We start from the raw sequence: 24,856 nt of genomic DNA on the forward strand, positions 1-24,856 counted from the left end.
ATTCATGAGTGAACATATAGCCACATTAGGCCAGCTTTTAGACGGTGCAGGAACTCAATGGCGTGCTTTTGATATTGGCAGGCATATTACCAAGCTTGATAAACAACAATTTTTAGCTGTTGAACAAGCACAAGTTCCTTACCCTTACCCATTAGCAGGCCATGCATGGCTAGCAATTCAATTTTGGGACAGTAAAGCTAGCAAAGAACCCTATGTGTGGTTTTTAAAATTCCCACTTGATGAACAAAGTAAACTCGTTAGTGCCAGCCGCGACCACTTTGCAGACATGGTAATTCAAGCACTAGGAACAGAAATTACCGGCGAACAAGCCGATGGCAAACTCGATAACAACCCTTACGTATTTACTCCTAATGCTAATAAATTAGCGGCGTTTAATGCACAAGTTAAAGTGTTATTAAAACAACCAGCCTCACAGTATTATGAGCATGCCCAGCTTTATTTTAGTGGCCAGATTGGTTTTGATAATTGGCAAAGTGTGGCACTACAAGGTATTGCTGATTTTGCTTATCGCCTCAACAGTGCTGATAACTTAAAACACTTACACGCTGCGTGGCCTAATTTACCTGTTGAAGTATTACAACCATTAAGCGCAATGCTTGAACACATCGAAATACCACCCACGTTAAGTGAGTTAATGTTAAGTTATGGACAAACCGCTCTTAAGAATAATGATGTGGTTACGGCTTCTGCCGCGCTGCGTGCAATATCATCAGGGCAAGCAGCAGGGCTTAGCGCACAACTTGTTGACTGCGCGCTTAACTCACCTTTAGGGCAAGATTCTGATATTTTGTTGACCATTGCTGGTCGCTGCTTTAAACAGTTAGAACAACCACAGCGTTTACATGTGTTTATGGATAACTGTGCGCATCATGAGAAAATAGCTGAATTATTTCCTAGCGTTTTTGCAGATTTAGTTGCAATTGCGACTATTCGCCCTCACTTATTAGCTTTATTACGTGAAGAAAACAGAAGCGAGACATTAGCTCGCGCAATTGGAAGGTTATTCTCTTAAATGACTAGTTTATGGACGTTCATACTTATTGGTGCTGTAATTTATTTTTTTTGGCTAAATCGTAAAATAGCCGAAGCAGCGAACGTTCATGCCAAACGCCAAAGCGAGCAATTGCAAGTGCAACTTATGAGTGTAGCTTGCAACAAGCGTCGATTTGGCATTTTAAAAAGTGGCAAACCGGGCATGAAAAGCGAATTTATTTTTGAATTTTCAAGTGACGGTGAAAACGCCTACCAAGGGGTATTAATCATGGAAGATGAAAAACTAAAAAGTGTGGTTGTGCCACCACATAGAATATAATTTCTTAGCACAAAAAACTAAGGGGTAACCTCAGTTACGCCCCAATTGCAAACATCCTGTAAGGTATCCTTTACCTGTTCCCTGTTTATCATCCTCTGAACGAGCAAACTACCGTGTTTACTCTCCATTACATCCTGCAATATCCACTTGCCGCCTTGGCTATCCTGCGTAAACTAACGCTCCTGCAATTTCCTATCGCATCATCCTTGGTGTCCTTTAAATAGCTCCCAGCTATTTTAGTACTCCGTGTACTTCCTGTTTCATCCCTGCATCCGTGTTAACTTGTCCTTTGCGCTTCCTGCTAGTCACTACTATGCTGCCTGATTCCTTATCCGTGGCAGTAGCTCAATCATTGGGCTATGTCGTCTTGACAAGGTAAAGTTTAAAGCAAACGGCTTCGTATGATAGTGAGGAAAACAAAAAAAATTACGGTCATAAAATTGAAAAAACAAAAATAGCTATAAATAACAGAAGCTTGATGCTTATAAACGGATAAATAATGGATTTAAACTGACAAAGAGCACACTAATGTAGGATATATCTCACACTGGTGTGCCCGATTTGGAACATAGGCTTAAAGATACGCCATTATGAACAACTACCTTTATTGAGCATTAGCAACTTTAAATAGTAATTCACCCTTAACTTGGTTAAATGAAAGTTGTTTAAAGTGCTCAAAGCCTTGCGATTTAAAAAATTTCGTATGCTCGTCACGAGTCACAAATACCGCTATACCAGAAGACTCAGGATTATCGTGTATTAAGCCATCTAAACCTTTAAGTAAAGTGCGACCAAACCCTTGCCCGTGAAAGTGTGGATCAACCGCAATAAACGCTAAAAAGTAATAATTCCCTTGCGGCTTTAAGGCGTCACGAATGGTTTTTTCTTTTTCAATTAATTGATTCGTTTGTAAATAACCTGCACTTAGCATCAGCTTTAATCGCCAATGCCAATAACGCTCAGCTTGTAATTGGCTATTTGACTCAAACACACAGGCAACCGCTTTTAATTTATCATTACGGTAAAGGCCAATTAAAGGCTGCTTCTCTTGCCAAAAGCTACTGAGCTCTTCACGAATAAGTGCACGTAATTTTTTTTCATAATCGAGCGGGTTGTCTTCGTTATACCCTAGCAGAGTTTGTAAAATAGGATCGTTTTGATATGCCTGATATATCAGGCTGGCTGCTGTGCTTATATCCTCTGGTGCAATATGCTGAACACTAAAGGCGTCTGTCGATTCTGCTGTGGCTGTCATTTTATTTCCTTTATTATTTTATACCCGTTGTCATTACGCCGCGTAACTTGTTTGGGATTAATTTTGAACTACAACGATGACCAAATGCTTATATAACTATATACCTAAGTGAGACAAATAAGCGAATTTACATTTTAGTTAGTACGCTCATCCACTGCATTGAGCCAGATCATGCTTTAGCGACTTACTACTGAATAAATAAAGCGTAAATTCAGTAAGGGTTAAACTGGCTAGATATACCATTCCCCCCTAGAGTTAATAAGTACTAAGTATTAATTCATTTAGGAGCATTATTATGGATACAACAAAACATACTATTAATACCTTGTTCGCCCAACTAGGACTACCGGATTCAGAAGCGCAAATAGATGCATTTATTGCCTCGCACTCCATTGCCGATACAACCTTGTTGCAAGATGCTCCCTTTTGGGATGAAGCCCAACAACATTTTATTGCCGAATCGCTAGCGGTTGATGGCGATTGGAGTGAAGTAATTGATGAACTAGACGTACGGCTTCGTCAAAAATAATTAATTTAATGCGCATTTTAATGTGCCTTAGCCACTTTATTGATACCATACCCGCTCGCAGCGCCTATGTTGCGAGCTTACTTTATAAAAGAGTTATAATTGAATGAATGCTGCTGTATTTGAAGCTATTAAAGTCCTTCTTGATGAAGGCAAAGTTCCCACTGTTGCACTAACTAAAAGTCGTTTAACAACACCGACCCCAATGCCGGTTATTATTGCTGCGGTGAGTCAATATAAGAATAATCCTGATTCAATTTATAATTTAATGAAAACCCCCGAGCAAGCAAGTAACTCAGATCCTAAAAACACTCAGTTAGATAGAATTGAGCAAAAACTTGACCGATTACTTGCTTTGCTAGAGCAAAAATAATTTGAGACTATAAATGTTTGTTGTTGATTTAACATTTGATTGCTACCAAGACACAACCCTAGAGCAAGCCGAGCAGGCAATAAACCGCTTAGTGAATGCATTACGCTTTAATGGCCAAATCATTGGAGAGGAATTTCCAACGGTTTTAAAAGATGGCTATTTTATTACTCGTGTAATGTGCCCGACCGAAGACGCCATGCACCCACTTAATAACAGTGCGTTTGTTAAACACAGTGTTGAAAAGCTTCATGGCGCTGGTTTGCTTGCTCCCAAAGTAAAGGTCATCGGCCAAGATATTCACTCCAATGGTGCCGATGGCTGTAAAGAGCCATCAAGCTATATTTTATATACCACCTATGTGCATACATGTAGCCCACTGTATTGTGGCGATGACTTTTTACCCGTGCCGCTATTTAATATTCCTGCGATTGCTAATGGTGACTATAAAACACTAATTAAATGGCAAGAAGATTGGCAAGCGTGCGATCAAATTCAAATTAATGGTGCAACACGCTGTGAATTTCCAGCGCTTGAAGAAATAGCCAGCACCCAAAGTGATTTATACCGCCGTGGTAAAGATATAACTAAACGGATTAGTTTTTTAACTAAAAAGCCTGTTTACTATTATTTATACCGTGTGGGGGGGGTTGATAAAGCCTCTGAACTTGAGCGTAAATGCCCGAGTTGCCATGGTGAATGGAAATTACCCGAGCCTTGGTTTGGCTTGTTTGATTTTAGGTGTGAACCGTGTGGTATAGTCTCTAATATTTCGTGGGATTTTCAATAAATCCCACACTTAAGGTGCTATGTCTAAAAACATCACACCTTAAAACTACCTTATAATTATACTGTCAACGATGCTATAAATTCACTGAGGTTTTTGGCAAGTACATGATGTGGTTTTTTACCTACATACTCTAGGCACACCTCACCTGTTTCTACTAATACGGTAACAAGCAAATCGTCTTGGTCGGTTAACCCAATAAATACACTTGGCGCTTGTTTGAGTTTACGTTTCATTAAAACATGACCCGTGATATTTTGTTGCAGTAAGTCAAAATCATCCTCATTCCACGCTTGTAATAATTCCACTTGATGTCCGTCAATATTGGCTACAACACTGCCAGCAAACATATGACCATAAAATTGACTCAACGCCTCTGGAAACTCAAGCTCCAATGCGTTAGCGAGATCGGTTAATGAACCTGAAGGCTCTCTAACTATCGCTTGCCATTGGATCATACCATGTTCATCGGCGCTACCTATTTCACATGGGCTTGGCCATTGCTCATCGTGGACGATTAATGGGCGCTTTTGTGTATTAGTAATCGTTTGTTGGCTAAATTTTTCGTGAAGTTGAGCTAATTGCATTGCAACAGACATACTGTGAAACTCATTTAATTTATATATAATGCCCCCATTGTAACTATTTAAGAGCAAACATGACAGATTACAGCAATTCTCCTGATCTTAAAGGCAGCGTACTTGGTCAATCTACTGAGTATGTCGATCAATACACGCCCAGCTTGCTTTTTCCTATTGCTCGCAAGCTTAATCGTGATTCATTAAGTATTGATGAAACTGCGCTGCCGTTTAAAGGCCAAGACATATGGACAGGTTACGAACTGTCTTGGTTAAATACTAAAGGTAAGCCTCAAGTTGCGGTGGCATTGTTTACTTTCGAATGTCAAAGTAGTCATATTATTGAATCAAAGTCGTTTAAGCTTTATTTAAACAGCTTTAATCAAAGCCGTTTTGGGAGTATTGAAATTGTTAAACAACATTTAATTGACGACTTATCCAATGCGGTAAACAGCCCTGTAAAGGTAACCTTATACAGCGCTGATGACTACAATTGTATTCCTTGCACACCACTGCCAGGTGAGTGTATAGATGAGTTAGATATTGAGATAGATAACTACCATATTGATGCCCATTCACTTAAATCACAAAGCAATAAAATAGTCACCGAAACTTTGCATAGCCACTTGCTTAAGTCTAACTGTTTAATTACTTCACAACCGGATTGGGCGAGTATTATTATTCGCTATACCGGTGAGCAAGTTTGTCGTGAGTCATTATTACGCTATTTAATTTCATTTAGAACTCACAATGAGTTTCATGAGCAATGTGTGGAACGTATTTACAGCGACTTAACCACTCAACTCCATATTAAAAAACTTGAAGTATACGCTCGTTATACGCGCCGTGGTGGGCTTGATATAAACCCATATCGCTCAACACATTATAACGAAACCCCATTTGCGGTAAAAATAAACCGACAATAAGTGTCGCGTTACCTTAACAAAAAAGGAGCCTGAGGCTCCTTTTTTAGTCATTAAGTTGCTTAGTTGGCACCGCCATGCCACACACATCAATATAATTATGGCTGTACGCAAACCATTCCTCGCTGCGGTTACCCCTAGCAATAATTAATTGTTTGAATGAATCAGAGTCTGTTTTCATTACTTTAAATTGACTGCTATCGTCTGCTACATCCGCTAATACTTGTAGATCTGTAATGGGGTTAAACTCGGTATTCTCAGTTGGCGTTCGCGCTAGCTGATGAAAATGTGCCATGCCTTTAAGCACCCGACCAAACACGGTAATATTTTTGTCTAAATAACGCGGCCCTTGACCTATGGTGACAAAAAACTCACTGCTGGCACTGTTTATATCGTTATCGCGCGCCATTGCAAATATGCCATGACAATGGACTTGCCACGTTTGTGTATGCGCTTGGTTTTGTGCAACCGCAAAGCCACCTAAAAACCCCGTTACGGGTGCATAACCATCACTGCCCATCTCGGTTATTGAAAGTGGCTCAGTGGTGGTTAAATAAAATTCCGCTGGCACCGTGCTATGTTTAGTTTTGGCTAACTTTTTACCCGTACTATCGCCACCTTGAGCTACAAACCCTTCAACAAAACGGTAAATGTGAGTACCTTGATAAAAGCCTTGTCTTGCCAGTTTTTTAATATTCGCAGTGTGTTTAGGCGCAAGTTTGGGGTTAAGCTCAATATATGCGGCGCCTGTGGGCAGGGTTAACTTTAGAATATTCTCTGATTCGACCCATCGCCATTCATCATCTTTAGCCGCCGCAATAATCTCACTGCTTGTTAGCTTTTTAGCCGATGAGGCTGATGATTGAGTACTTTGCTGGGCACACCCACCTAACAAGGCCGACACTAAAAGGGTCACTACACACTTTTTCATACCTTTCCTTTTTTATAGTTATCTATTAGTCCCAATCAAACTTATACAGTATGTCTACGTTTTGGTATAAGCCACTGGTTATTTCTATGTATAGTTTAGAGAGTAACTGGTAGCGCACAGCCACTTCACTGAGTGAGTCGAATACCCCGACACTGTACTTAACCTGTAAGCTTGGGGCTATATAACCTGATATCTCTACTTTTGTTTGCTCACCACTGCCTTTAGAGCTTAAGCTTACATCAGATAAACCAAAGGTTTCACCCACCTTAGAAACCACTCCCTCACTGCGACTCACACCTTGAGAAAGTAATAACTGAGTTAACATAGCATCTGTAGAGCTGTCGCCCTCTCCTAATGGTTGCCCATTGAGTAAATAGGCTAAGGCTTGGGCTTGATCCATCGCAGGCTCAGAAAATACTTTTAACGTAGGTTGCTCAACACTGCCGGTTAAAGTCACCCCGGCAATCACACCATCAGCGGTATTATCTGGGTTACGAATCGCTTTAATGTTGAGATACGGTTTGTCGATTGCGCCACTAAAACCTACTTGCCCTGTTCTAATTATCAAGTCTTGCCCGAAGGCTAAATACGTCCCTTCTATTAAATTAAGCTCTCCGGTTGCAATAATTGGCGTACCTTGGCTCATTTTAAGCGCTAAATCACCAGTTACTTTAGACTTGAGTCCAAACGATTCGACTTTTACATCATTTTTTACTGTTACTTTTAAGTCTATATCGTAATCAAAAGGGACTTTTTTAGCCTCTTGTGTTTTTTGATCAATAATTATTTCATCATCGCTTACTTGCACTGCGCCCTCGGGCAACTCTTCAATTTCTATACGCCCATAAGGTACAACCACTTCACCAACAAGGTTAAGCGCGTTATCTGCTATGCCGATTTTTAGATCGGGTGATACTTTAAATATCACACCCTGCTGCGCTCTAACAAAAAACTCATTGCCAACAACTGCAACATTAACCGCGGGTTGCTCACCTTGCCAATCAACATCACCGGTAAGTTTAACTTGCCCGCCTTGAGGATCACTTAAGTTACCTTTAATCGTTGCCGTGGTTTTATTAAATAAAATATGTATATTAGAGTCTTTAAGTGCAACGGGTAATTGCTCTCCCTCTAAATTAATGTCTGCTATCTTAAGCTCACCATCTAACTGAGGATCTTTGAGCGTTCCTGCTAATGTAACCTGTCCGCTGATTGCCCCTTTAAGTTGCTCAAGCGTATCTAAAAATGGCTGAATGTCTGAGAGTAAAATTTTATCTATATTAACGTTACCAGAGAGTGTTTGTGTGTTTTGAATGTCGTCAATATTTATATCGGTAGCTATTTTACCTAGCACACTGGATGCCAAGTTAGCTTTAATTTTACCAACTTGCGAATCTGAAAAAGCACGAATACTGAGTGTTTCTATTGGGAGTTTAAATCGATCCTCTTCTGAGGTTAGCACTGCATTTAATCCATTAGAATTTACATTAGCTCTGAGTGTTTTAAGTGCACCTGACTGCCAATTAGCAGCAAAATCACCTGTTAAGTCTCCGCGTGTGCGAATATTATCTGGTAATAAGTGCTTAAGCTCTGCAAGTGAGAGGTTAGCAAGCTTTGCATTAAACTGCCCTAGCGCTTTTGTTTGCGACAAGGTATCTATACACAACTTACTTTGAGCTGATTGCCAACAATGAGCACTCACATCAAAATCCCCGTTTTGTGTATTCACCATAACGGATATTTTTTTAGTATTATTAAAACTCAGCTTTTTATCACTAAGGGTTATGTCACTTAGCTCACCATTCCAAATGGCATTTTTCATTTTGCCATTAAGCTCAAGTTCCACCGCGCCTTTTTCGGCATCAATCGACGCGCTAAGTTGATGATCTGTTTTATCACCACTGGCAGCTATGTTTATATTATTAATTTGCTGCCCAGCGACCAGTGCAGATGCAACATTAACACTGAGATCAGTTTGCCAATCAGCGGCCGTATCTAGTTGAGATTTTATAGCAAGTTTATTAATGTTTATCTCATTAAAAATAAAACGCTCTAGTATGACGGCTAAGTTAACCGAAGGGGTTAATCTATTGCCGCGTACTTTTAAATCCGCTTTACCGTTAGCAATAAAAGGAAGGTTAGCCTGCTCATCACTATTAAGTGTAATATCACCGTCAACTTGCCATGTATCATCTACCTGCCCATTCAAAGTTAACTTGTTAGCACCACTACTTAAATAAAAACTATCGATATCCGCTTTTAATTGATTATCTAACTTAAAGTTTGCAGCAAACTCTAAGGGAATGTTGTTTAAAAAGCCAGCTAGCTTAGTATTGTTCATTTGTAGCTGCCAGGTATCGGCTTGAGCGTTAAATACGCCTTTAAACGTCCCTGAAACATCACTGGTTAGGGCATCGGTTAAGTATTGCGCTTTTAAATTTGATAAAACGCCGGTAAAGTCCGCTTTAATTCCCTGTTGCCAATCAAGCTGTGCTTGAATATTCGCAGCGCTATCGTTAGTTTTTAAAGCAAGCGTTTCAAGCGTCGCGTTGGTTAGTGTGCCTTTTAGCTGAGCATTTAAATCTACACTTGGATAAGCATCTAGCTGAGTATTACCCGTTAAACTTAATTGATAGTCGTTAGCATTACCTTGGGCACTTAAATTGATCTTTTTAACCTTTAGCTCATTATTTTGTGTATTAATAAGCCATTGATTAATTTTGCCATTAACACTAAAGGGATAATTTTTCTGTTTGAGGTTGGCTGTTGCTCTCAAATTTAAAGGAAATAATCCTGTGGTATCAAGCGCAATGTTAAGCTTGGCTAGATCACCATTTATATCAAGAGTAGCTCCGTGTTCATTCCCTTTTAAGCTAATGTTGCCGTTAATAGGCATAGCCCCTTCCAGTGTTGCATCAAGCTGAGTATTTAACTGCCACTGCTGATAACCTGCCGATAGTGACTGTACCTTAATAGTGGCATCTTCTACGCTCATTTGCAGGGCAATATCATCAATTGAATAGTGTTGCTCGCCCTGATTTATTGTCACGTTGGTGATATTGAACTGCTCAACATTGATGTTAAGTGGCGAGATAAAATCGATATTGGGTAAAGCTGGTAATTTCTTAATAGCCGTTGTTGTTTGTTGATTAGCCGCTGCTTGTTGAGCTGCGGTTTGCTCTTTTAATACCACATTAATACGAGGAATGGTCAAGCGTTTAATTGTAACATCAGACCCTTCAGCCTTTGCCGACAATTGCAGAGTGTTAAGTGTTACATTTGCACTTGAATGATTTAAAATAAATTCATCAATAGCTAGATTTTTTAATGCAATATTAAAGGGTAAGGTTATTTTTTCTAATGCTTCGGTTGGCGTATCGTCTTTATTCTCAGCGCTTTTTGGCAAGGTTAATTTAATCGACTTAGCGCTTAAATTATCAATACAAATACCATCACATTGCCACCAAAATAAATCTATCTTTAGTTGCTGTGCATTAACGCTTACGCCATTTTGGTCAAACTGTAAGTTAAATGCGTCATTGTATAAAAATCGGCCATTTTTTATTTCAATGGTTAAGCCATCAACCAATTTATTCGCTGTATAAGCAAGCAATTGATTACCAGGGGCGGTAAACAAAACGCAAAACAGTGTAACTAACAGCGTTGCTAAAACGGCGCTAACTATCGCCGTTACTTTTTTAAATACTGACATTAAATTTCAGGCCCTATGGTAATACTTAAACGGGTACTTTTACTTTCTTTTGTGAGCCCCCACGCGTGATCAACTCTTATCGGACCAACCGGTGTTAAATAACGAAAACCAAATCCTGCACCTACTTCAAATTGTTCTGAAAAATCATTGGTTGCGGTCCCCCCATCAACAAACAGCGCAGCTCGCCAATTTTTAGCAAATTGGTAGTTGTATTCAACGGTACTCGCTAATAAATATTTACCACCAATACGCTCACCCTGCTCGTTTTGCGGAGAAATCGACTGATAAGCAAAACCCCTGACACTTTGATCGCCACCGGCATAAAATCGCAAAGAAAATGGCACGTTATTTATATCATTAACAATCATTGCGCCCACGTTTGCTTTTAAAAAGATCAGATGGCGGTCAAGGTAAGTACGTAACCAAGCATGCTGTAATTGAACTCTAACCAAATTGGTACTTGAGAGTACGCTATCGAGTCCAAACTCAGCTGAAATAGACCACTGCTCCCCCCAATAAGGTGTGGTGCCACCCTTTGATTGTTTACGCGCATAACTGATCCCAGGCATTAACATTTCACTTGTTTTTTCTTCGTCATCCCCTATGCGGTAGGTTTCTTGCTCACGCCTTAAAAAAGCCGTTCGTACCCATTTATGCTCAGTTAACCACTGGCGCTGTAACTGACCTGTTAGTATTTCACTGTAGGTTTCATTGGTTAATTCATCTTCCAACTTATAACCGACAGAAAAGCGCCATAAATCATCGTTCGGATCATTCACCGGCACGGTGTAAGCCATGGAAATATCTTGCTGTTTTTGAGAAACATTTAAATTGCTTTCAAGATAGTGCCCGTTATCGGTGATCCATGGTTTACTCCATTTAAAACGTACTTTCGGCCCTAAATCTGTACTAAAGCCACCACCAATTTCATAACTATTTTCTGGTTTATGTAACACATCGACTTTTATAGGAACTTGCTTGTTTTTTCTCGCTGTAATATCGGCGTAAACACGCACGCTCTTAAAATAAGGGGTACTTGATAAATCAAGATTATAATCGGCAATATAGGATGCTTTGTACGACTGACCCATTTTAAATGGCGCCAAAGAGCGGATATATTTTTCGGCTGGAGTATTTCTGGCAATTAAAATATCACCAAATTGATAACGAACACCGCTATCAATAGTAAAAGTAATGGTTGCGCTGTGTTTTTTGAGTGATACTTCAAATTTTCTAACAGGCCATTTTGCATCGAAATATCCATACTCTAGCAACACTGACTCTATTTTTTTATGCGCGCTGCTATAAACCCCATGATTTAAAATATCACCTTGTTTTAAATTAAGATCTTCAATCGTTTTTTGAACGAACGGATCCTGTTTTGCTTCACCATTAACCGTTATATTAAGTGACTCAATACGTGTGGCTGGGCCTCGCTCTATATTTACAACAAGTTCGCGCTCGTCTTTATCAAAATCAATATTTACTACTGGACTGTAATAACCTAAGGCTTTGATACTGTTCTCAACTTGCGTTTTTGCATACCGACGAAGTGTACGGGTTGGTTTTTCACCAACAAGTTGTTTTAAATAAAGTGCAACGTTATTTTCTAAGTCGCCACTGATCCCTTTAATTTCATAATCTTCAATTATATTTTCAGAGGCAATAGAAGACAGGCTTACTAATAAGCAAAAAAAACAAAAAAACTTTAAAAGCTGATTGAACAAGTAAATATCCTTACTGTGGTATCCATAAAATAAACCGCTAGACAGAGATATACTACCATAGCCACAATGAGCCTAACATTAACTTAATCGCAATTAACACTCAAAGATGCAGTCAAAATTTAGTACGCGTTAACGGTTTATTTTGGTTACAATAGCTATAACGAGTACAAAATAAAATTAATGAGTTTTTTAATGCAATTCCCTGATGATGACAATGGCCAGCTACTTGCTGAAATTTCCGCCGCTGGTGTAGATTTAAGTAAAATGCAACAAATTGATTTTTACATTTTATTTGAACAACAGGTTGATGCCGAAAAATTTGCAACTGAGATTGTAAATGATGCATTAGTGCAAACTGCTGATGTGGAAAAATGCAACGATACCGGCGTTTGGGAAGTAATTGCCCATGTACAAATGGTGCCTGAACATGCACTGTTAGGCCAAGCAGAACAATACATTGAAAGCATAGCGAACAGCTTTAATGGCTATGGTGATGGCTGGGGATTAGACGCAGAAGAGGCATAATCCCTAATTTAAATGATGAATGATATCCAGCTTAGTCTATCGACTTAGCTGGTTTGCTTTTCTAAAGCAGCCTTTATAATCAAAAAGTTTATCTGCTACTTTCCAGCCATATTTTTTACTTTTTCGCGCAATCACAAAATCCGGTGGTATTAAATCAAACTGCGCTTTTATAACTTGCTCTGCACTGGTAAATTCAATGGGTGATTGGCCCTGACCTACACGCTTACCAAACTGCTGATTAAAATAATACCGAGCCCCTTTGTTTGATAAATCAAAAATTTCATCACAACTGGCTCCGTCTTCATCAAAATAAGTGATTTTTAATAACTGCTCTTTTATTTTGCTTACACTCAAGCCGCTACAACGTAGAACTAATGCGTCTTTAAGATTCAATGCATTGCGCAGCTTATCATCAGGGTCGGCCATCACAGCGTCACAATCATGGCATTTTCGAGCAGCAATATCATTTTGTGCGCCGCACTGCTCACACTCTTTAAAACGAAAGCGGTAATCGCATTGCTCGCTTAAACCGTTATCATCTTCTAGCAAACCTTTACAACGCCTACCAAAGTGCTCGATTACTTTGCCATCAGCATCTGTTTTTCCCCAAAATATATTGGCAAAGCCACACCCAGGACACAGCACTTGCACGGGTTCATTATCGCTATCGCCTTTTTTATCTCCCACTTCTGGGTAGAACAAGTCAAAGCCATTACCCGCATAGTCAATCACTAAACAATCATCTTTACCCTCAGCTAACCTCAAGCCTCTCCCTACAATTTGCTGGTATAAACTTACCGACTCCGTGGGGCGTAAAATAGCAATAAAATCAACATGGGGTGCATCAAAACCCGTTGTAAGAACCGATATATTTACTAAATATTTTAACTGTTTAGCTTTGAACTGCTTTATTATTTTATCGCGTTCGCTATTCGGCGTATCCCCCGTGATCAGCGCACTGTAATCCTCTGGTAGATAAGTCATTATCTCTTGTGCATGCATAACCGTAGCGGCAAAAATCATCACGCCGTAACGATTTTCACTGTATTGTATAACCTGTTGTAAAATTGTTTGAGTTGCACGAGTCGATTTTTTTAACAGCGCATTCATATCCTCATTGCTATATTGCCCAAATGCATTACTACTTAAAGATGAAAAGTCATAATGGCTAATCGCAGCATCAACCTCTTTAGGGGGAGTTAAGTAGTTATGCTTAATCATATAGCGCAAAGGTAATTCAAAAATACAGCGTTTGAATGGGCTTTCCTTATTACCACGCACAAACCCATGGTAATGATGCTGATAAATCCAGCCTAACCCAAGGCGGTAAGGCGTTGCTGTTAAGCCTAATACTTTTAATTCAGGGTTGTGAGATTTAAGTGCATTAATAACCTTACCATATTGGCTTTTCTTTTCGCCATTCACTCTGTGGCACTCATCAATAATGAGTAATGAGTAGTGCTCATTAAGTTTGTCTAAATTACGCGATAACGACTGCACACTCGCAAAAGTGACCTGATGGGTTAACGACTTCTCTTTTAATCCGGCTGAAAATATACTTGCCTCAAGACCAAAGCTTTTATACTTTTGAGCATTTTGCTCAACTAATTCTTTTACGTGCGCCAACACCAATATTTTTTGTTTAGCAATACGTGCAAGCTCAGCTATCACTAAACTTTTACCCGCCCCCGTAGGCAACACAATAACGGCAGGTTCGTTAGTTTTTCTAAAGTGTAAAACGGTGCGTTCAACCGCCTCGCTCTGGTAGGGTCTAAGGATGTAGGTCATCAAAGGTAAGAATTCTTAATCTAATCAATGGTTAATTTTTAGAAAGACAGCTCTATTTCACATTCGTTTTAATATTTATATTCATAAATAATCAGCTAACTTTGAAACTATTTATAAATTTAGAGCACTATATTATGTATAAATATAAAAAAATACCCTTAATCAACATGATTAAGGGTATTTAATTACTTACTGAGCTTACCAGCAATTCTAAGGAACTTTATTAGTATAAAATTTTTATACTAATAAATAGTAGCTTTAGAATTTGTAAGTAGCTTGTAGGTAGGCAAAACGACCGATATTGTCATAAATCGCTGAACCTGCGCCCGTACCAGTTGTTGAGCCCGGTAACCCACGATTGAATAAGTTATCAACACCTAACTTAGCACCGCTTAAATAATATTATTTTAAGTTAAACCAGCCAGTAATTGAGTATCTTGCAGCACGAGCAAATGGAGTTACATAAGAAACAGAATGTGGTAATTGCACATCAAAAAGGGATAAAACATTACTTTTGGGCATAAACGTCTCTGTCAGCTTTCCATCCATTTCATAAAAATGTAACAAACCACCCCAGTCTGGGTGCCACTGTGGTGTAAAACCAAAAACAAAAGCGATTGCTCTTTGCTTTGTAGGGAGTACATCATTATGTCGTGTCAAAAAATTTCCTGGTACATAGCGTGTTAATTGCACACTTGCACTTTTTAAACCCTTTACACCTGTAACATCACTAATCAATTTTAAAACTTCTTGGCCATTAAGATAATTAAATAGCTCCTTTAGTAACTCATCTTTTTCATTCTGAGTTATTTCATATCGCCCATAAAAAAAGCCAACCCCTTTACTCGCATTTTCATAAATAGTCTGCTGAAGCGCTCTCATTTTATCGGGAGACATATTTTTTAATTCATCATCTGATGATTGAATATATTGGCCATTTAAAGAATATGCATTCAAATAAGGAATATTGTGTTTTAATTTTTCTGTAATTTTAGAAAAACCATCAAACTCTAAAACACTATCAACCATAATTCTCTTATTTTTAGAGTATTCCCTATGTAAATTAACTACATCAATATTTTTATTTAGTTGAATCATAAATATTCCAAAAATAAAAAAGCCACTAAAAAGTGGCTTTTTATGTATTGAATTTTAAATATTAGAATTTAATAGTAGCACGCAAGTATACAAAGCGGTCCATATTTACATCATACTCAGTAACTGAGAAGTTATTAGTAGATATTGCCAAATCATTATTAATATATTCTGGCGATGGTTCTTTAGCAAATAAGTTCTCAATACCTAATGTTAACTTAGTATTGTAAGCATCTAGCGCATACCCTACAGATACATCATGTACAAAGTAAGAACCAATCTCAGCTGCCATTCCTGGGTAAAAAGGAGTGTATCCTAAAACGTCATAATAGTTCTGCATACGGTCAACATAACGTGTTTGCCAATGCGCATCAAAGTCACCTTGAGACCAATCTAGAGCAAATGTGCCTTTATATTCAGGATAACCAGCATCACCATACTGTACGCCTACTTGATCTTCGCCATCGAACTCGTTTGTCATTACATAAGACAAGTCTAGTGAAGTTTTAAAGCTACCATACTCAGTATCAAACTTATAAGCGGTATAGAAGTCAATACCTTCAACATTATATGTTCCTGAGTTTTGTAAGAAATTACGTAAATCAACAACGTTACCGTTTGAATCACGGTCGACATAGTCACAAGACTCAGCATTGTCACCAGTTGCACATTCATTTAAAAGCCTTGAAGCACCATAACGACCAATTGAATTTGTAACTTCAATATCATAATAATCAATTGTAAACTCTAAACCATCTACATAGCTAGGATTGTAGACGATACCAAAGGTTTTTGACTCTGATTCTTCTGGCTTAAGCTCAGGTGAAGAGACATTCGTTATACGAATCTGGGTATTTGCTTGTGCATAACCACCTGGAACACCTGCACAACCTGGTAAGTTAGGTACGCTACCATCAACAGAATTACACGGATCTGTTAATGTCGGATAGGAATCAGCATTACCCGCGTATAAATCAGAGATTGAAGGAGCTCGATAACCTTCAGCCCATGTACCACGAAGTAGAATGTCATCGATTGGACGATATTCAACACCCACTTTAGCCGTAGAGTTACTACCATACGCACTATGATCTGAGAATCGAATTGCTGGTGCAATGGTTAAACCATCAAATACTGGAATTGAAAGTTCTACATAAGCTTCATCTAAGCGGAAACCACCTGAAGTTGCATCACGTTGGTTACCTGAAGTTTCACCACTTTGAGTTAGTGGATCAGGCGTATCGTAACCTGATTCTTCACGACGTTCAAAGCCAACAGCCATCCCTACAACACCTGCAGGTAATTCAAACGCATCACCAGCAAAGTTTACTGTGTAATCTTTAAGTTCTAAACCTTCACGAGAAACACTGTCAAACGTTACAAAGTCAACCATATCTTGTGTAATTGAGCCAGCACCACCAAATAGGTTAAGCGGTACACAAGAAGTAGATGCATTACAGTTATCACCTAACGCTTGGTTAACACGAGTAAGGTTAAGCAGACCTGTTGTTAAAACGTCTTGGCTATTTTTACCATAAATATATGATGCATCCCAAACCCAAGATGTATCACCAATACCGCCCTCTAAACCAACCATCGCACGGTAAGTTGTATCATTTTGTCTGTAAATACGGTTACCCGCTTCTACAAAACGGCGTTGACCAGCAAATGGGATATAACCTTCTACACCTGAGCGAGAAGCATCACCGTACAATGTTTCACCAAATGGGTTGTAGATATTATTTTCGTGGATGTCTACTCGGCTAGCGGCTGAACCAAAAGATGCACCAATTGTTAATGGCATCGCGGCAAGTAACTGAGAAGATTTACGGTTTGTCATCATGAAATCTGATACAAAACGAACGTCATCACTTAAATCATAAAAAGCTTGCACATAAAAACTGTTACGCTCTTGTGGCGTTGCAAGGTAGTTTTCAGGCGCGTAGTTATAAACATCACCAGCTCGGTCACGGAATGAATCTAAACCTACTGCAGAACCTGAACCATTAGGAACTAAATCAAAACCAGCGTTTGACTTACCAGCGTTGTTTTCAGTATAACCTTGAGCAAGTAAGCTATCACGAAGATCAGGGCTGATTGCACTTGAAGTAAGGCGTAAACGACCTTTTTCAGTTGTAGTACTATTACCCATAGAAGAAATATCGCGATCACCTGCCCAAATTTCTTGTTGAGTTACATGGCTAGCATTAAACATTAAGCCACCGCGGTCTGAAGTAGTACCAACAGTGATATCTGCAGAATACTGACGTCCATCGTTGTACTTTAAGTTTTCACCACCGTATACAGAAACCTCAACACCTTCAAAATCTTTACGAGTGATGATATTTACAACACCAGCAATAGCATCAGAACCGTAGATAGCAGAAGCGCCGTCTTTAACAACTTCAACACGTTCAATCGCTGACGATGGAATTGTGTTTAGATCAACTGTAGAACCTAAAGATGAAACCCAACGCTTACCATTTACTAATACAAGAAGACGTTGTGCGCCTAAGTTACGTAAATCCATGTTTGTTGCGCCAGTACCACCGTTATTAAAGGCAGTATTAAGTGCAGCACCCGCAGCTGGAATTTGTTGAAGAATGTCACCGATGCTTAATTGACCACTAACATTTAAGTCATCACGGCTAAGAACTAAAACCGGGCTCGCACTTTCTAAATCAGTACGCTTGATACGTGAACCTGTAACCTGAATACGTTCAACTTTTTCTGCGCCTTCTTCTGCAGCAAATGAACTTGCTGAGAAAGCAGCAGTAGAAGCTGCACCAAAAGCGATCGCTAAGCGAACTGCTTTTGAAACTTTGTTATTTAACATTTGATTCTCCCTAGAATACTATTTGTTTTTTATTTTCGACCACTTTTGTTAATTAATTGGTGATCACGTCACCGATGATAATACTATGGACACAAGGTGGTCAACATTAAATTAACTTTAAAAGCACTTTGAGTGACTTCTCGTTATCATTTTTACATTTTTTTGGTTCGTTTTTTAAGCTCGTTTTTGAACCTAATTTAGAAAAAATCCAGCCACTAAAAAATAAACCACTGATTTAAAATAACATTATTTATTTTGGGTGGTTTTTTATTTTGTACTGCTTATGAATGAATTTGTAACCAAACTCACAAATGTTAACTTTAAATTTTACAAATTTTATGCGAAAGAGGGACTTAAAATCGAAAAACAACCTATAAAATGCCTATTTACCTCATGACTAAGTTAAAATAATGTAGCTTGGGTAGATTCAGTTGATGTGTTTAATGCGCTTAATATCATTTGTGCTACGGGTTCAAGCTGTCTTTGAATGTAAAGGGGGTAATTAAGGGTGTTTTTACCGGTATAAAGTTCGGCGCCAGTTATTGCGTAAACATATTCGATTACTTGTCCGCGTTTTATTTCAAACTCATGATGATTCGCTTTATATTTTTTAACAGCTTGAACATGAGGAGGAATATTTTTGATGTAATCGTTAAGGTGCTGCCCTAACCGCTTTCTATATACTAATTTACGGTCGAACTCACCATTATAAAGTTTTTGAGTGTAGCTATTAATAATATCGTGCAGTTGCTGTATTTCGAAGTGACTAGAGAAAAGCGTTTCAAACAACTGTGTTTGAAACTCCTGCGCAAACTCAGTCCAATCGCTACGTACTGTTTCCATACCTTTAAATACAAGTTTTTTCTCATTATTTTTAGTTACTTGCCCCACATAACGTTTTTTAGAACCTGTTTTTTTACCTCGTATAGTTGGCATAAAAAACGGACTGTAATGGGTTTCAAATTCAATTTCCAAATAGCTTTTTAAGTCATAACGCTGCTTTAATTCTACTTGCCACTTTTCGTTGATATGTCGAACAAGTTGGCAGCCAATTTCGTTACATTGCTCAGAGCTTTTATCTTCACTAAGTTTTACAAACGTAGAGTCGGTATCACCATATATTACCTCAAAGCCTTGCACTTCTATCCATTTACGGGTTGTTTGCATTATTTCATGGCCACGTAAAGTGATAGAACTCGATAAGCGCGGGTCGTAAAACCGACAGCCTTTAGAGCCGAGTACACCATATAAACTATTCATAATAATTTTAATCGCTTGCGAGAGCATGGGTTGATTAGTGTCTTTGGCTTCTTGGCGAGTTTGTGTCAGGTGCTCAATTAATTTAGGCAGGTGGTGCTGCGTTCTTGAAAATAGTGCCTGATTAAATCCTTCAACCGCATGCTCTGGCTCATTTAGCCCTACGATTAAGCCTAGCGGGTCAATACAAAACGTACGCATAATTGAAGGGTATAAGCTTTTGAAATCCAATACCAAAACGTTTTTATACAGCCCTGGAGTCGACTCCATCACATAGCCACCTGGGCTCTCAAATGAGAGCCCATGATCGCCTAAATTGGGGGCAACATAACCACTGCGGTGTAATAACGGTAAGTATAAGTTTGTAAATGCGGCAACCGACCCACCCATGCGCTCAAGTTCGAGCCCAGTGATTTGAGTTCTAACTATGGCAAATTCAAATAACTTTAATTTTTCGAAAATTTGATTTACCAAAATACAGTCTTGACGGTTGTAGGCAGCAAGAGCTAGCTTGTCTTCATTAAATTGACGAACAATTTCTGTTAATCGGTTGTCAGTTTTTATTAATTTAGATTCGTTAAGCACCCGCTCTGCAACATTAGCTAACGAAAAGCTGTCAAATCTATAAGTGGCATTCTTCAAGGTATCAATGCCATCAATGACGCACCGCCCTGGGAGCGTTAATCGGGTGTAATGACCCTTATTAATATATAAAGGTTGATTATCTCGGCCAAAGTTTAGAGTAAGCCCTAACGCCTCAGCGCGCTCTTGCAATAAACTAAAATCAAAATCAATAACATTCCAACCAACAATAACATCGGGGTCATTATTTATAATGTACTGCTGCAGCTTGGTGAGTAGGTTAATTTCGTCATAGCACCAATCTATTTCAAATGTCGAGTCGCTCTGCAGCTGCTCACCTATCATCAATACACAATCTAAACCATTTCCCACCAGTGCAACACTAAATAACACCCCGTCGCCATTGCATTCTATATCCAAAGAAACAGACTTAAGCGTTGGCGTATACTCGTTATTTGCTTTTAGCTTTGCCTCACTAATTTCAATAAAGCCGTTTTGAGCTTTGGCATTACCGGTTACCCATACGCCCCCTTTAATAAAGCGCTCCATTAAAAAGCGGTCACTGTGGCGCACATCGGCTTCATAAATTGGCATTACTTGCTCTAAAAGAGCTCGTGCAGTGTATACACTTTTTATATCGTTAAAGTAACAGGCCACACATTCACTACCACTAAAGTGACAAAGTTCAACGTTATTAAACTGCGCTTTTATGTTTGCCTGAGCCAGTAAAGCACTTGCAGTATCTTGCTCAGCCAATGGGATGAAAAACAACGCTTGCTGATTTTCAATCGTCACTTTTATCGGGCCTTGCTCAGAGCTTAGCCAATAGCACAAAGTAATACCTTGTGCATTTTTAGCAGTGTATTGTTGCCTTGATAAAATAAAGCCCTGATAGATTGCTTGTGTCAATGTTCGATCCCACTTAATATATACACTGTAATTATATACATATTTTAGGTTAATCATCACATGCTATCGAGCTCACTTAAAAAAACAATTAGACAAGTACACCAGCATGTTGCAAATAACCTAACCGATTACCGCCCTCGCAGTAGTCAAAACTATCTAGTTGCTGAAATAGCAAAAACATTAGCCGGTGAATACCATAAAAAACAACGTATTTGCGTTATTGAAGCAGGCACAGGTACCGGCAAGTCATTAGCATACTGCCTAGGCGCTCTACCGCTGGCATTAGCACAAAAAAAGAAACTGGTTATTTCTACAGCTACGGTCGCTTTGCAAGAGCAGTTAATCGCTAAAGAGCTACCGTTTTTTAAAAAGCACTCAGGGCTCGATTTTAAATTTGATTTAGTAAAAGGCCGCCAACGTTATATTTGCGCTCACAAACTTCATAATGCGCTAAACAGTGATAGCCAAACTCAAATGGAGTTTATGCCTACCCTTACATCGCCACTAAGTGATATGGAAACTAAGTGCTTAAAGCAACTTTACGATGCCTATGTCAATAAAAAATGGCAAGGCGATAGAGACAGCTGGGCCGATACCATCCCTGATAGGGTATGGGGACTAATCGCTTGCGATAAGCATGCTTGCCAACGCCAGATGAAAGCACACCAAACATGTCCTTTTCAACTCGCCCGCCAGCAGTTAATGCAAATGGATGTATTGGTTATAAACCATTCGCTACTGTTAGCTGATTTAGATTTAGGGGGCGGAAAAATTTTACCCGAGCCCGACAATACCATTTATGTAATCGATGAAGCGCATCACCTTGCGCATATTACCCGCGATTTTTCATCTGCTGCAGCTACAATAAAAGGCACGATAGATTGGCTCGACAAACTCACTAAATTTAGTGGCAAAATGGCCAAAGTGTTAGTGGGTCAAAAAGGTATTGGGCAAAACTTTAAGTTATGCGATAGCGTTAACGATGCCAACAAAGATTTAAAAGTGGTGCGCGATATTCTAGACAACGCCGATTTTGAATATTCAAAAGACGATACCTATCGCTTTGAACATGGTGAAATACCTAAATCGTTACACGCTAAGGCAAAAGACATTAGTGAGGCTACGCTTGATGCTTTACGGTGTTTGAATAAAATGCACGATACCCTCACCCAAGATGTAAGCGACGGTGATATTAAACCTTATATTGCCGACCCCATTCTGGCTGAAAGTGGGCAATACATAAACCGATTAGAACAACTTAATAAATTATGGTTTAGTTACGCCACTAAAGGCGAAGGCACACCGCATGCGCGTTGGATAAAGCGACTTGAATATAAAAGCCATCATGATCACTTGCTTAGCGACTGCCCCATTGAGGTCGGTTACTATTTAAAAGATAAGCTGTGGAGCGAGTGTGCTGGAGCCGTGTTATGTTCAGCTACCTTGAGCGCACTAGGCTCATTTGATCACTTTGCCTATGAAAGCGGTCTTGCTAAAGAAGAAGGGGTAAAATTCATTAAAGTGCCCTCTCCGTTTGATTACCCTAAACAAGCTACTTTGCGCATTCCGGCCTCAAGTATAGAGCCAACAGATAAAGAATTTAGCGATCATATTGCTAAAACGTTACCCGAGTATCTAAACACTAAAAAGGCCAATTTAGTGTTGTTTGCCTCTTACTGGCAAATGGACCATGTAAGTAAGTTTCTTAGAACAAAAGGATTTAACTTATTAGTACAAGGTGAAATGTCACGGGAAGCTTTACTCAAATTACACACTAAAAATATTGATGAAGGCAAAGGCAGTATTTTATTTGGCACCCAAAGCCTTTCTGAAGGCCTTGATTTACCGGGTAAATATTTAGAAAATCTAATTATTACCAAAATTCCATTTGCGGTGCCCACCTCGCCTATCGAAGAAGCACAAGCGGAGTTTGTGCAAAGTAAAGGCGGTAATCCATTTTTATCTATAACCGTGCCAGACGCAGCAAAGAAATTGGTACAAAGCTGTGGTAGACTGCTGCGCAAAGAAAGTGATATTGGCACAATAACTATTTTAGATAGACGCTTAATCACCAAACGATATGGCAAAGCCATGCTCGACACCTTACCACCTTTTAAAAGACAAATAGATTACTGATGTTTGAACTTGCACTCGACCCAACAACTTGGGCTATTTTATGTGGCGTTGCACTTTTAGCTGGCTTTATTGATGCTATTGCTGGCGGTGGTGGTTTACTCACTGTACCGGCACTGTTAACGGCGGGATTACCTCCTCATTTAACGCTTGGCACTAATAAATTGGCCGCCAGTTTTGGCTCGTTAACCGCCAGTATTACCTATTATAAAAAACAATTATTTAACCCGAAGTTCTGGCTCGCCTCTATTTTGGCCACCGCTATAGGCGCTTTACTGGGCACTCTACTTGTTGATCATTTAAGCATCGACTTTTTAAACAAGTTGCTGCCTATAATCATTATCCTAGTGGCTTGTTATAGTTTGTTTGGTAACTTAAGCACCACACAAAGTGATGCGCTCCCTAAGCTCACTCCCGCTTTAAAAGTAAAACAATGGTTACAGGGGCTCAGTTTAGGTTTTTTTGATGGTTTAGCCGGCCCTGGTGCGGGTACCTTTTGGACTGCCTCAAACGGTATGCTTTATAAAATGAGTTTGTTACTCAATTGTGGTTTGGCGCGTTCAATGAACTTTGTTTCTAACTTTATCTCGCTGATCACCTTTGTTGCACTTGGCCATGTTAACTTTTTACTGGGAATTACAATGGGCTTCTTTATCATGCTTGGTGCATGGTTTGGCGCACATTCAGCGATTCGTTTTGGCAGTAAATTTATTCGCCCAGTATTTAATACGATGGTTATACTTTTAGCATTAAAACTAATTTACGAGGCATACTTTTAACATGCAACCTGCCGCTTTAGATAAACTACGCCAACAAGTTGCCACGCTTAAGCAACAGGCAGAGCAATTTGACAAAGCAAAGCTCTTTTCTAAAAATCGGTATATGCAGGCACAGCCGAGCTTATTTGACAGAGCCGTATTTAGTACCAAAAGCATGAACTTAGCCGACTATGTAGTAGAAATAGAAGATGAAATAGCTAGCCTACCACCGAGCGAACACCGTCATGCTTACACCTATGCACTTGAGCGTATTGCCAGTCAGGTACAAGCGGTATTTAATGTTATTAAATCGACCCCTATTTGGGTGAAAGAAAATAAAAGTCATTATAAGCCTCGTGCTAAACAGCCTGTTTATAAACAAGCGGTGCAAAAAATCATGCAATCATCCCACGAATTATATGATGAACTTAAACAAAACCATGAATTTGAACGTCGCCTAGTACTGATGATTGAAGAGCGTAAACTGCTAATGGAAAAAGCATCGCCTGCGCAAGCACAAAAGCTTAACCAAGAAATTTTAACTACTCATGCACGACTCGGCCGTTGTAGAAAAGCAATTTCTGCCACCGAAGACAAAATTCAACAAGTAGAAAAACAACAGCTACGCTAATGCAGCTTTTTTATCACGACCTGTACTCGCAATTAGAGTTACCTGAACGCCATCGCTTTCCAATTAAAAAGTATCAGCAGCTTAAACATGAAGTTGAATGTCTAGGGTCTGTTGACCTTTGCAGATTAAAATTTGTTCAAACTAGGGGCGATTTAATCGCGGCGCGAGGTTTGTAACCTAGTGGGCTAAGTAAAAACCGA

Annotated in this window: 19 protein-coding genes; 10 read left to right on the forward strand and 9 right to left on the reverse strand. The window is 39.2% G+C overall.

The window, feature by feature from the left end; translation table 11 throughout:
* Positions 1 to 4: 4 nt before the first annotated feature.
* Together AAEY57_RS06385 and AAEY57_RS06390 are read left to right on the forward strand one after the other, a co-directional pair.
* Positions 5 to 1,033 carry a DUF3549 family protein gene (locus AAEY57_RS06385; protein ID WP_350606982.1) on the forward strand — a complete coding sequence of 343 codons (1,029 nt, stop codon included), beginning with the start codon at positions 5 to 7 and terminating at the stop codon, positions 1,031 to 1,033.
* Positions 1,034 to 1,333, forward strand: a complete 300-nt coding sequence (locus AAEY57_RS06390; protein ID WP_335675367.1) for a DUF3301 domain-containing protein — start codon at positions 1,034 to 1,036, stop codon at positions 1,331 to 1,333. It begins immediately after the preceding gene.
* A 604-nt stretch (positions 1,334 to 1,937) separates the two neighbouring features.
* Here AAEY57_RS06390 and AAEY57_RS06395 read toward each other — a convergent pair.
* A complete protein-coding gene (locus AAEY57_RS06395; protein WP_008109415.1) occupies positions 1,938 to 2,588 on the reverse strand; it encodes a GNAT family N-acetyltransferase in 651 nt (216 codons plus the stop codon).
* Between the two features lie 295 nt (positions 2,589 to 2,883).
* Here AAEY57_RS06395 and AAEY57_RS06400 point away from each other — a divergent pair, with 295 nt between their 5' ends.
* The 3 genes from AAEY57_RS06400 to AAEY57_RS06410 all read left to right on the forward strand — a co-directional run bounded on the left by AAEY57_RS06400 (position 2,884) and on the right by AAEY57_RS06410 (position 4,274).
* Positions 2,884 to 3,117 carry a DUF2789 domain-containing protein gene (locus tag AAEY57_RS06400; RefSeq protein ID WP_008109413.1) on the forward strand — a complete coding sequence of 78 codons (234 nt, stop codon included), beginning with the start codon at positions 2,884 to 2,886 and terminating at the stop codon, positions 3,115 to 3,117.
* 103 nt (positions 3,118 to 3,220) lie between these two features.
* Positions 3,221 to 3,487, forward strand: a complete 267-nt coding sequence (locus AAEY57_RS06405; RefSeq protein ID WP_350606985.1) for a hypothetical protein — start codon at positions 3,221 to 3,223, stop codon at positions 3,485 to 3,487.
* A gap of 13 nt (positions 3,488 to 3,500) precedes the next feature.
* Complete coding sequence (locus tag AAEY57_RS06410) at positions 3,501 to 4,274, forward strand: Zn-ribbon-containing protein (RefSeq protein WP_013465369.1); 774 nt, start codon at positions 3,501 to 3,503, stop codon at positions 4,272 to 4,274.
* Between the two features lie 56 nt (positions 4,275 to 4,330).
* Here the strand turns inward: AAEY57_RS06410 and syd are convergent, their stop codons facing one another.
* The gene (gene syd, locus AAEY57_RS06415; protein WP_013465370.1) at positions 4,331 to 4,870 is read right to left on the reverse strand and encodes a SecY-interacting protein; all 540 of its coding nucleotides are present in this window, start codon (positions 4,868 to 4,870) and stop codon (positions 4,331 to 4,333) included.
* Positions 4,871 to 4,929: 59 nt separating this feature from the next.
* Between syd and queF the strand changes: the two genes are divergently transcribed.
* Positions 4,930 to 5,775 carry an NADPH-dependent 7-cyano-7-deazaguanine reductase QueF gene (gene queF, locus AAEY57_RS06420; protein ID WP_013465371.1) on the forward strand — a complete coding sequence of 282 codons (846 nt, stop codon included), beginning with the start codon at positions 4,930 to 4,932 and terminating at the stop codon, positions 5,773 to 5,775.
* Positions 5,776 to 5,818: 43 nt separating this feature from the next.
* Here queF and AAEY57_RS06425 read toward each other — a convergent pair whose 3' ends face one another.
* The 3 genes from AAEY57_RS06425 to AAEY57_RS06435 are packed head-to-tail and all read right to left on the reverse strand — an operon-like array spanning position 5,819 to position 12,142.
* On the reverse strand, positions 5,819 to 6,703 hold the full coding sequence (locus AAEY57_RS06425; RefSeq protein ID WP_033103789.1) for a peptidylprolyl isomerase: 885 nt from the start codon (positions 6,701 to 6,703) through the stop codon (positions 5,819 to 5,821).
* 25 nt (positions 6,704 to 6,728) lie between these two features.
* Positions 6,729 to 10,415, reverse strand: a complete 3,687-nt coding sequence (gene tamB / locus AAEY57_RS06430; protein WP_350606990.1) for an autotransporter assembly complex protein TamB — start codon at positions 10,413 to 10,415, stop codon at positions 6,729 to 6,731.
* Entirely contained in the window at positions 10,415 to 12,142 is a 1,728-nt protein-coding gene (locus tag AAEY57_RS06435; protein ID WP_262976821.1) for an autotransporter assembly complex protein TamA, read from the reverse strand. The genes tamB and AAEY57_RS06435 overlap by 1 nt, the downstream gene beginning before the upstream one ends.
* Before the next feature lie 192 nt (positions 12,143 to 12,334).
* Here AAEY57_RS06435 and AAEY57_RS06440 point away from each other — a divergent pair, with 192 nt between their 5' ends.
* The gene (locus tag AAEY57_RS06440; protein ID WP_138686877.1) at positions 12,335 to 12,667 is read left to right on the forward strand and encodes a ribonuclease E inhibitor RraB; all 333 of its coding nucleotides are present in this window, start codon (positions 12,335 to 12,337) and stop codon (positions 12,665 to 12,667) included.
* A gap of 36 nt (positions 12,668 to 12,703) precedes the next feature.
* Here the strand turns inward: AAEY57_RS06440 and radD are convergent, their stop codons facing one another.
* The 4 genes from radD to AAEY57_RS06460 form a co-directional block, all read right to left on the reverse strand.
* Entirely contained in the window at positions 12,704 to 14,455 is a 1,752-nt protein-coding gene (gene radD, locus AAEY57_RS06445; protein WP_350607006.1) for a DNA repair helicase RadD, read from the reverse strand.
* A gap of 402 nt (positions 14,456 to 14,857) precedes the next feature.
* On the reverse strand, positions 14,858 to 15,553 hold the full coding sequence (locus AAEY57_RS06450; protein WP_350606993.1) for a 2OG-Fe(II) oxygenase: 696 nt from the start codon (positions 15,551 to 15,553) through the stop codon (positions 14,858 to 14,860).
* A 61-nt stretch (positions 15,554 to 15,614) separates the two neighbouring features.
* Complete coding sequence (locus AAEY57_RS06455; RefSeq protein ID WP_350606995.1) at positions 15,615 to 18,386, reverse strand: TonB-dependent receptor plug domain-containing protein; 2,772 nt, start codon at positions 18,384 to 18,386, stop codon at positions 15,615 to 15,617.
* Between the two features lie 402 nt (positions 18,387 to 18,788).
* A complete protein-coding gene (locus AAEY57_RS06460; protein ID WP_350606998.1) occupies positions 18,789 to 21,134 on the reverse strand; it encodes a DNA polymerase II in 2,346 nt (781 codons plus the stop codon).
* 60 nt (positions 21,135 to 21,194) lie between these two features.
* Here AAEY57_RS06460 and dinG point away from each other — a divergent pair, with 60 nt between their 5' ends.
* From dinG to AAEY57_RS06475, 3 genes are read left to right on the forward strand one after another with little or no spacing between them, the layout of a single operon-like run.
* Positions 21,195 to 23,270, forward strand: coding sequence for an ATP-dependent DNA helicase DinG (gene dinG, locus AAEY57_RS06465; protein ID WP_350607000.1), 2,076 nt, complete (start codon positions 21,195 to 21,197; stop codon positions 23,268 to 23,270).
* On the forward strand, positions 23,270 to 24,046 hold the full coding sequence (locus tag AAEY57_RS06470; protein WP_131691313.1) for a TSUP family transporter: 777 nt from the start codon (positions 23,270 to 23,272) through the stop codon (positions 24,044 to 24,046). Before dinG ends, AAEY57_RS06470 begins: the two co-directional genes overlap by 1 nt.
* A 1-nt stretch (position 24,047) precedes the next feature.
* Positions 24,048 to 24,656, forward strand: a complete 609-nt coding sequence (locus AAEY57_RS06475; protein ID WP_350607003.1) for a primosomal replication protein — start codon at positions 24,048 to 24,050, stop codon at positions 24,654 to 24,656.
* The last annotated feature ends 200 nt before the right edge of the window (positions 24,657 to 24,856 follow it).

It is taken from the genome of Pseudoalteromonas sp. MER144-MNA-CIBAN-0113 (genome assembly GCF_040308965.1).
Classification (GTDB): domain Bacteria; phylum Pseudomonadota; class Gammaproteobacteria; order Enterobacterales; family Alteromonadaceae; genus Pseudoalteromonas; species Pseudoalteromonas tetraodonis.

Coding starts and splice junctions, on each gene's coding strand:
- AAEY57_RS06385 (WP_350606982.1), top strand. CDS start 5: ATGAGTGAACATATAGCCACATTAGGCCAGCTTTTAGACGGTGCAGGA.
- AAEY57_RS06390 (WP_335675367.1), top strand. CDS start 1,034: ATGACTAGTTTATGGACGTTCATACTTATTGGTGCTGTAATTTATTTT.
- AAEY57_RS06395 (WP_008109415.1), bottom strand. CDS start 2,588: ATGACAGCCACAGCAGAATCGACAGACGCCTTTAGTGTTCAGCATATT.
- AAEY57_RS06400 (WP_008109413.1), top strand. CDS start 2,884: ATGGATACAACAAAACATACTATTAATACCTTGTTCGCCCAACTAGGA.
- AAEY57_RS06405 (WP_350606985.1), top strand. CDS start 3,221: ATGAATGCTGCTGTATTTGAAGCTATTAAAGTCCTTCTTGATGAAGGC.
- AAEY57_RS06410 (WP_013465369.1), top strand. CDS start 3,501: ATGTTTGTTGTTGATTTAACATTTGATTGCTACCAAGACACAACCCTA.
- syd (WP_013465370.1), bottom strand. CDS start 4,870: ATGTCTGTTGCAATGCAATTAGCTCAACTTCACGAAAAATTTAGCCAA.
- queF (WP_013465371.1), top strand. CDS start 4,930: ATGACAGATTACAGCAATTCTCCTGATCTTAAAGGCAGCGTACTTGGT.
- AAEY57_RS06425 (WP_033103789.1), bottom strand. CDS start 6,703: ATGAAAAAGTGTGTAGTGACCCTTTTAGTGTCGGCCTTGTTAGGTGGG.
- tamB (WP_350606990.1), bottom strand. CDS start 10,415: ATGTCAGTATTTAAAAAAGTAACGGCGATAGTTAGCGCCGTTTTAGCA.
- AAEY57_RS06440 (WP_138686877.1), top strand. CDS start 12,335: ATGCAATTCCCTGATGATGACAATGGCCAGCTACTTGCTGAAATTTCC.
- radD (WP_350607006.1), bottom strand. CDS start 14,455: ATGACCTACATCCTTAGACCCTACCAGAGCGAGGCGGTTGAACGCACC.
- AAEY57_RS06450 (WP_350606993.1), bottom strand. CDS start 15,553: ATGATTCAACTAAATAAAAATATTGATGTAGTTAATTTACATAGGGAA.
- AAEY57_RS06455 (WP_350606995.1), bottom strand. CDS start 18,386: ATGTTAAATAACAAAGTTTCAAAAGCAGTTCGCTTAGCGATCGCTTTT.
- dinG (WP_350607000.1), top strand. CDS start 21,195: ATGCTATCGAGCTCACTTAAAAAAACAATTAGACAAGTACACCAGCAT.
- AAEY57_RS06470 (WP_131691313.1), top strand. CDS start 23,270: ATGTTTGAACTTGCACTCGACCCAACAACTTGGGCTATTTTATGTGGC.
- AAEY57_RS06475 (WP_350607003.1), top strand. CDS start 24,048: ATGCAACCTGCCGCTTTAGATAAACTACGCCAACAAGTTGCCACGCTT.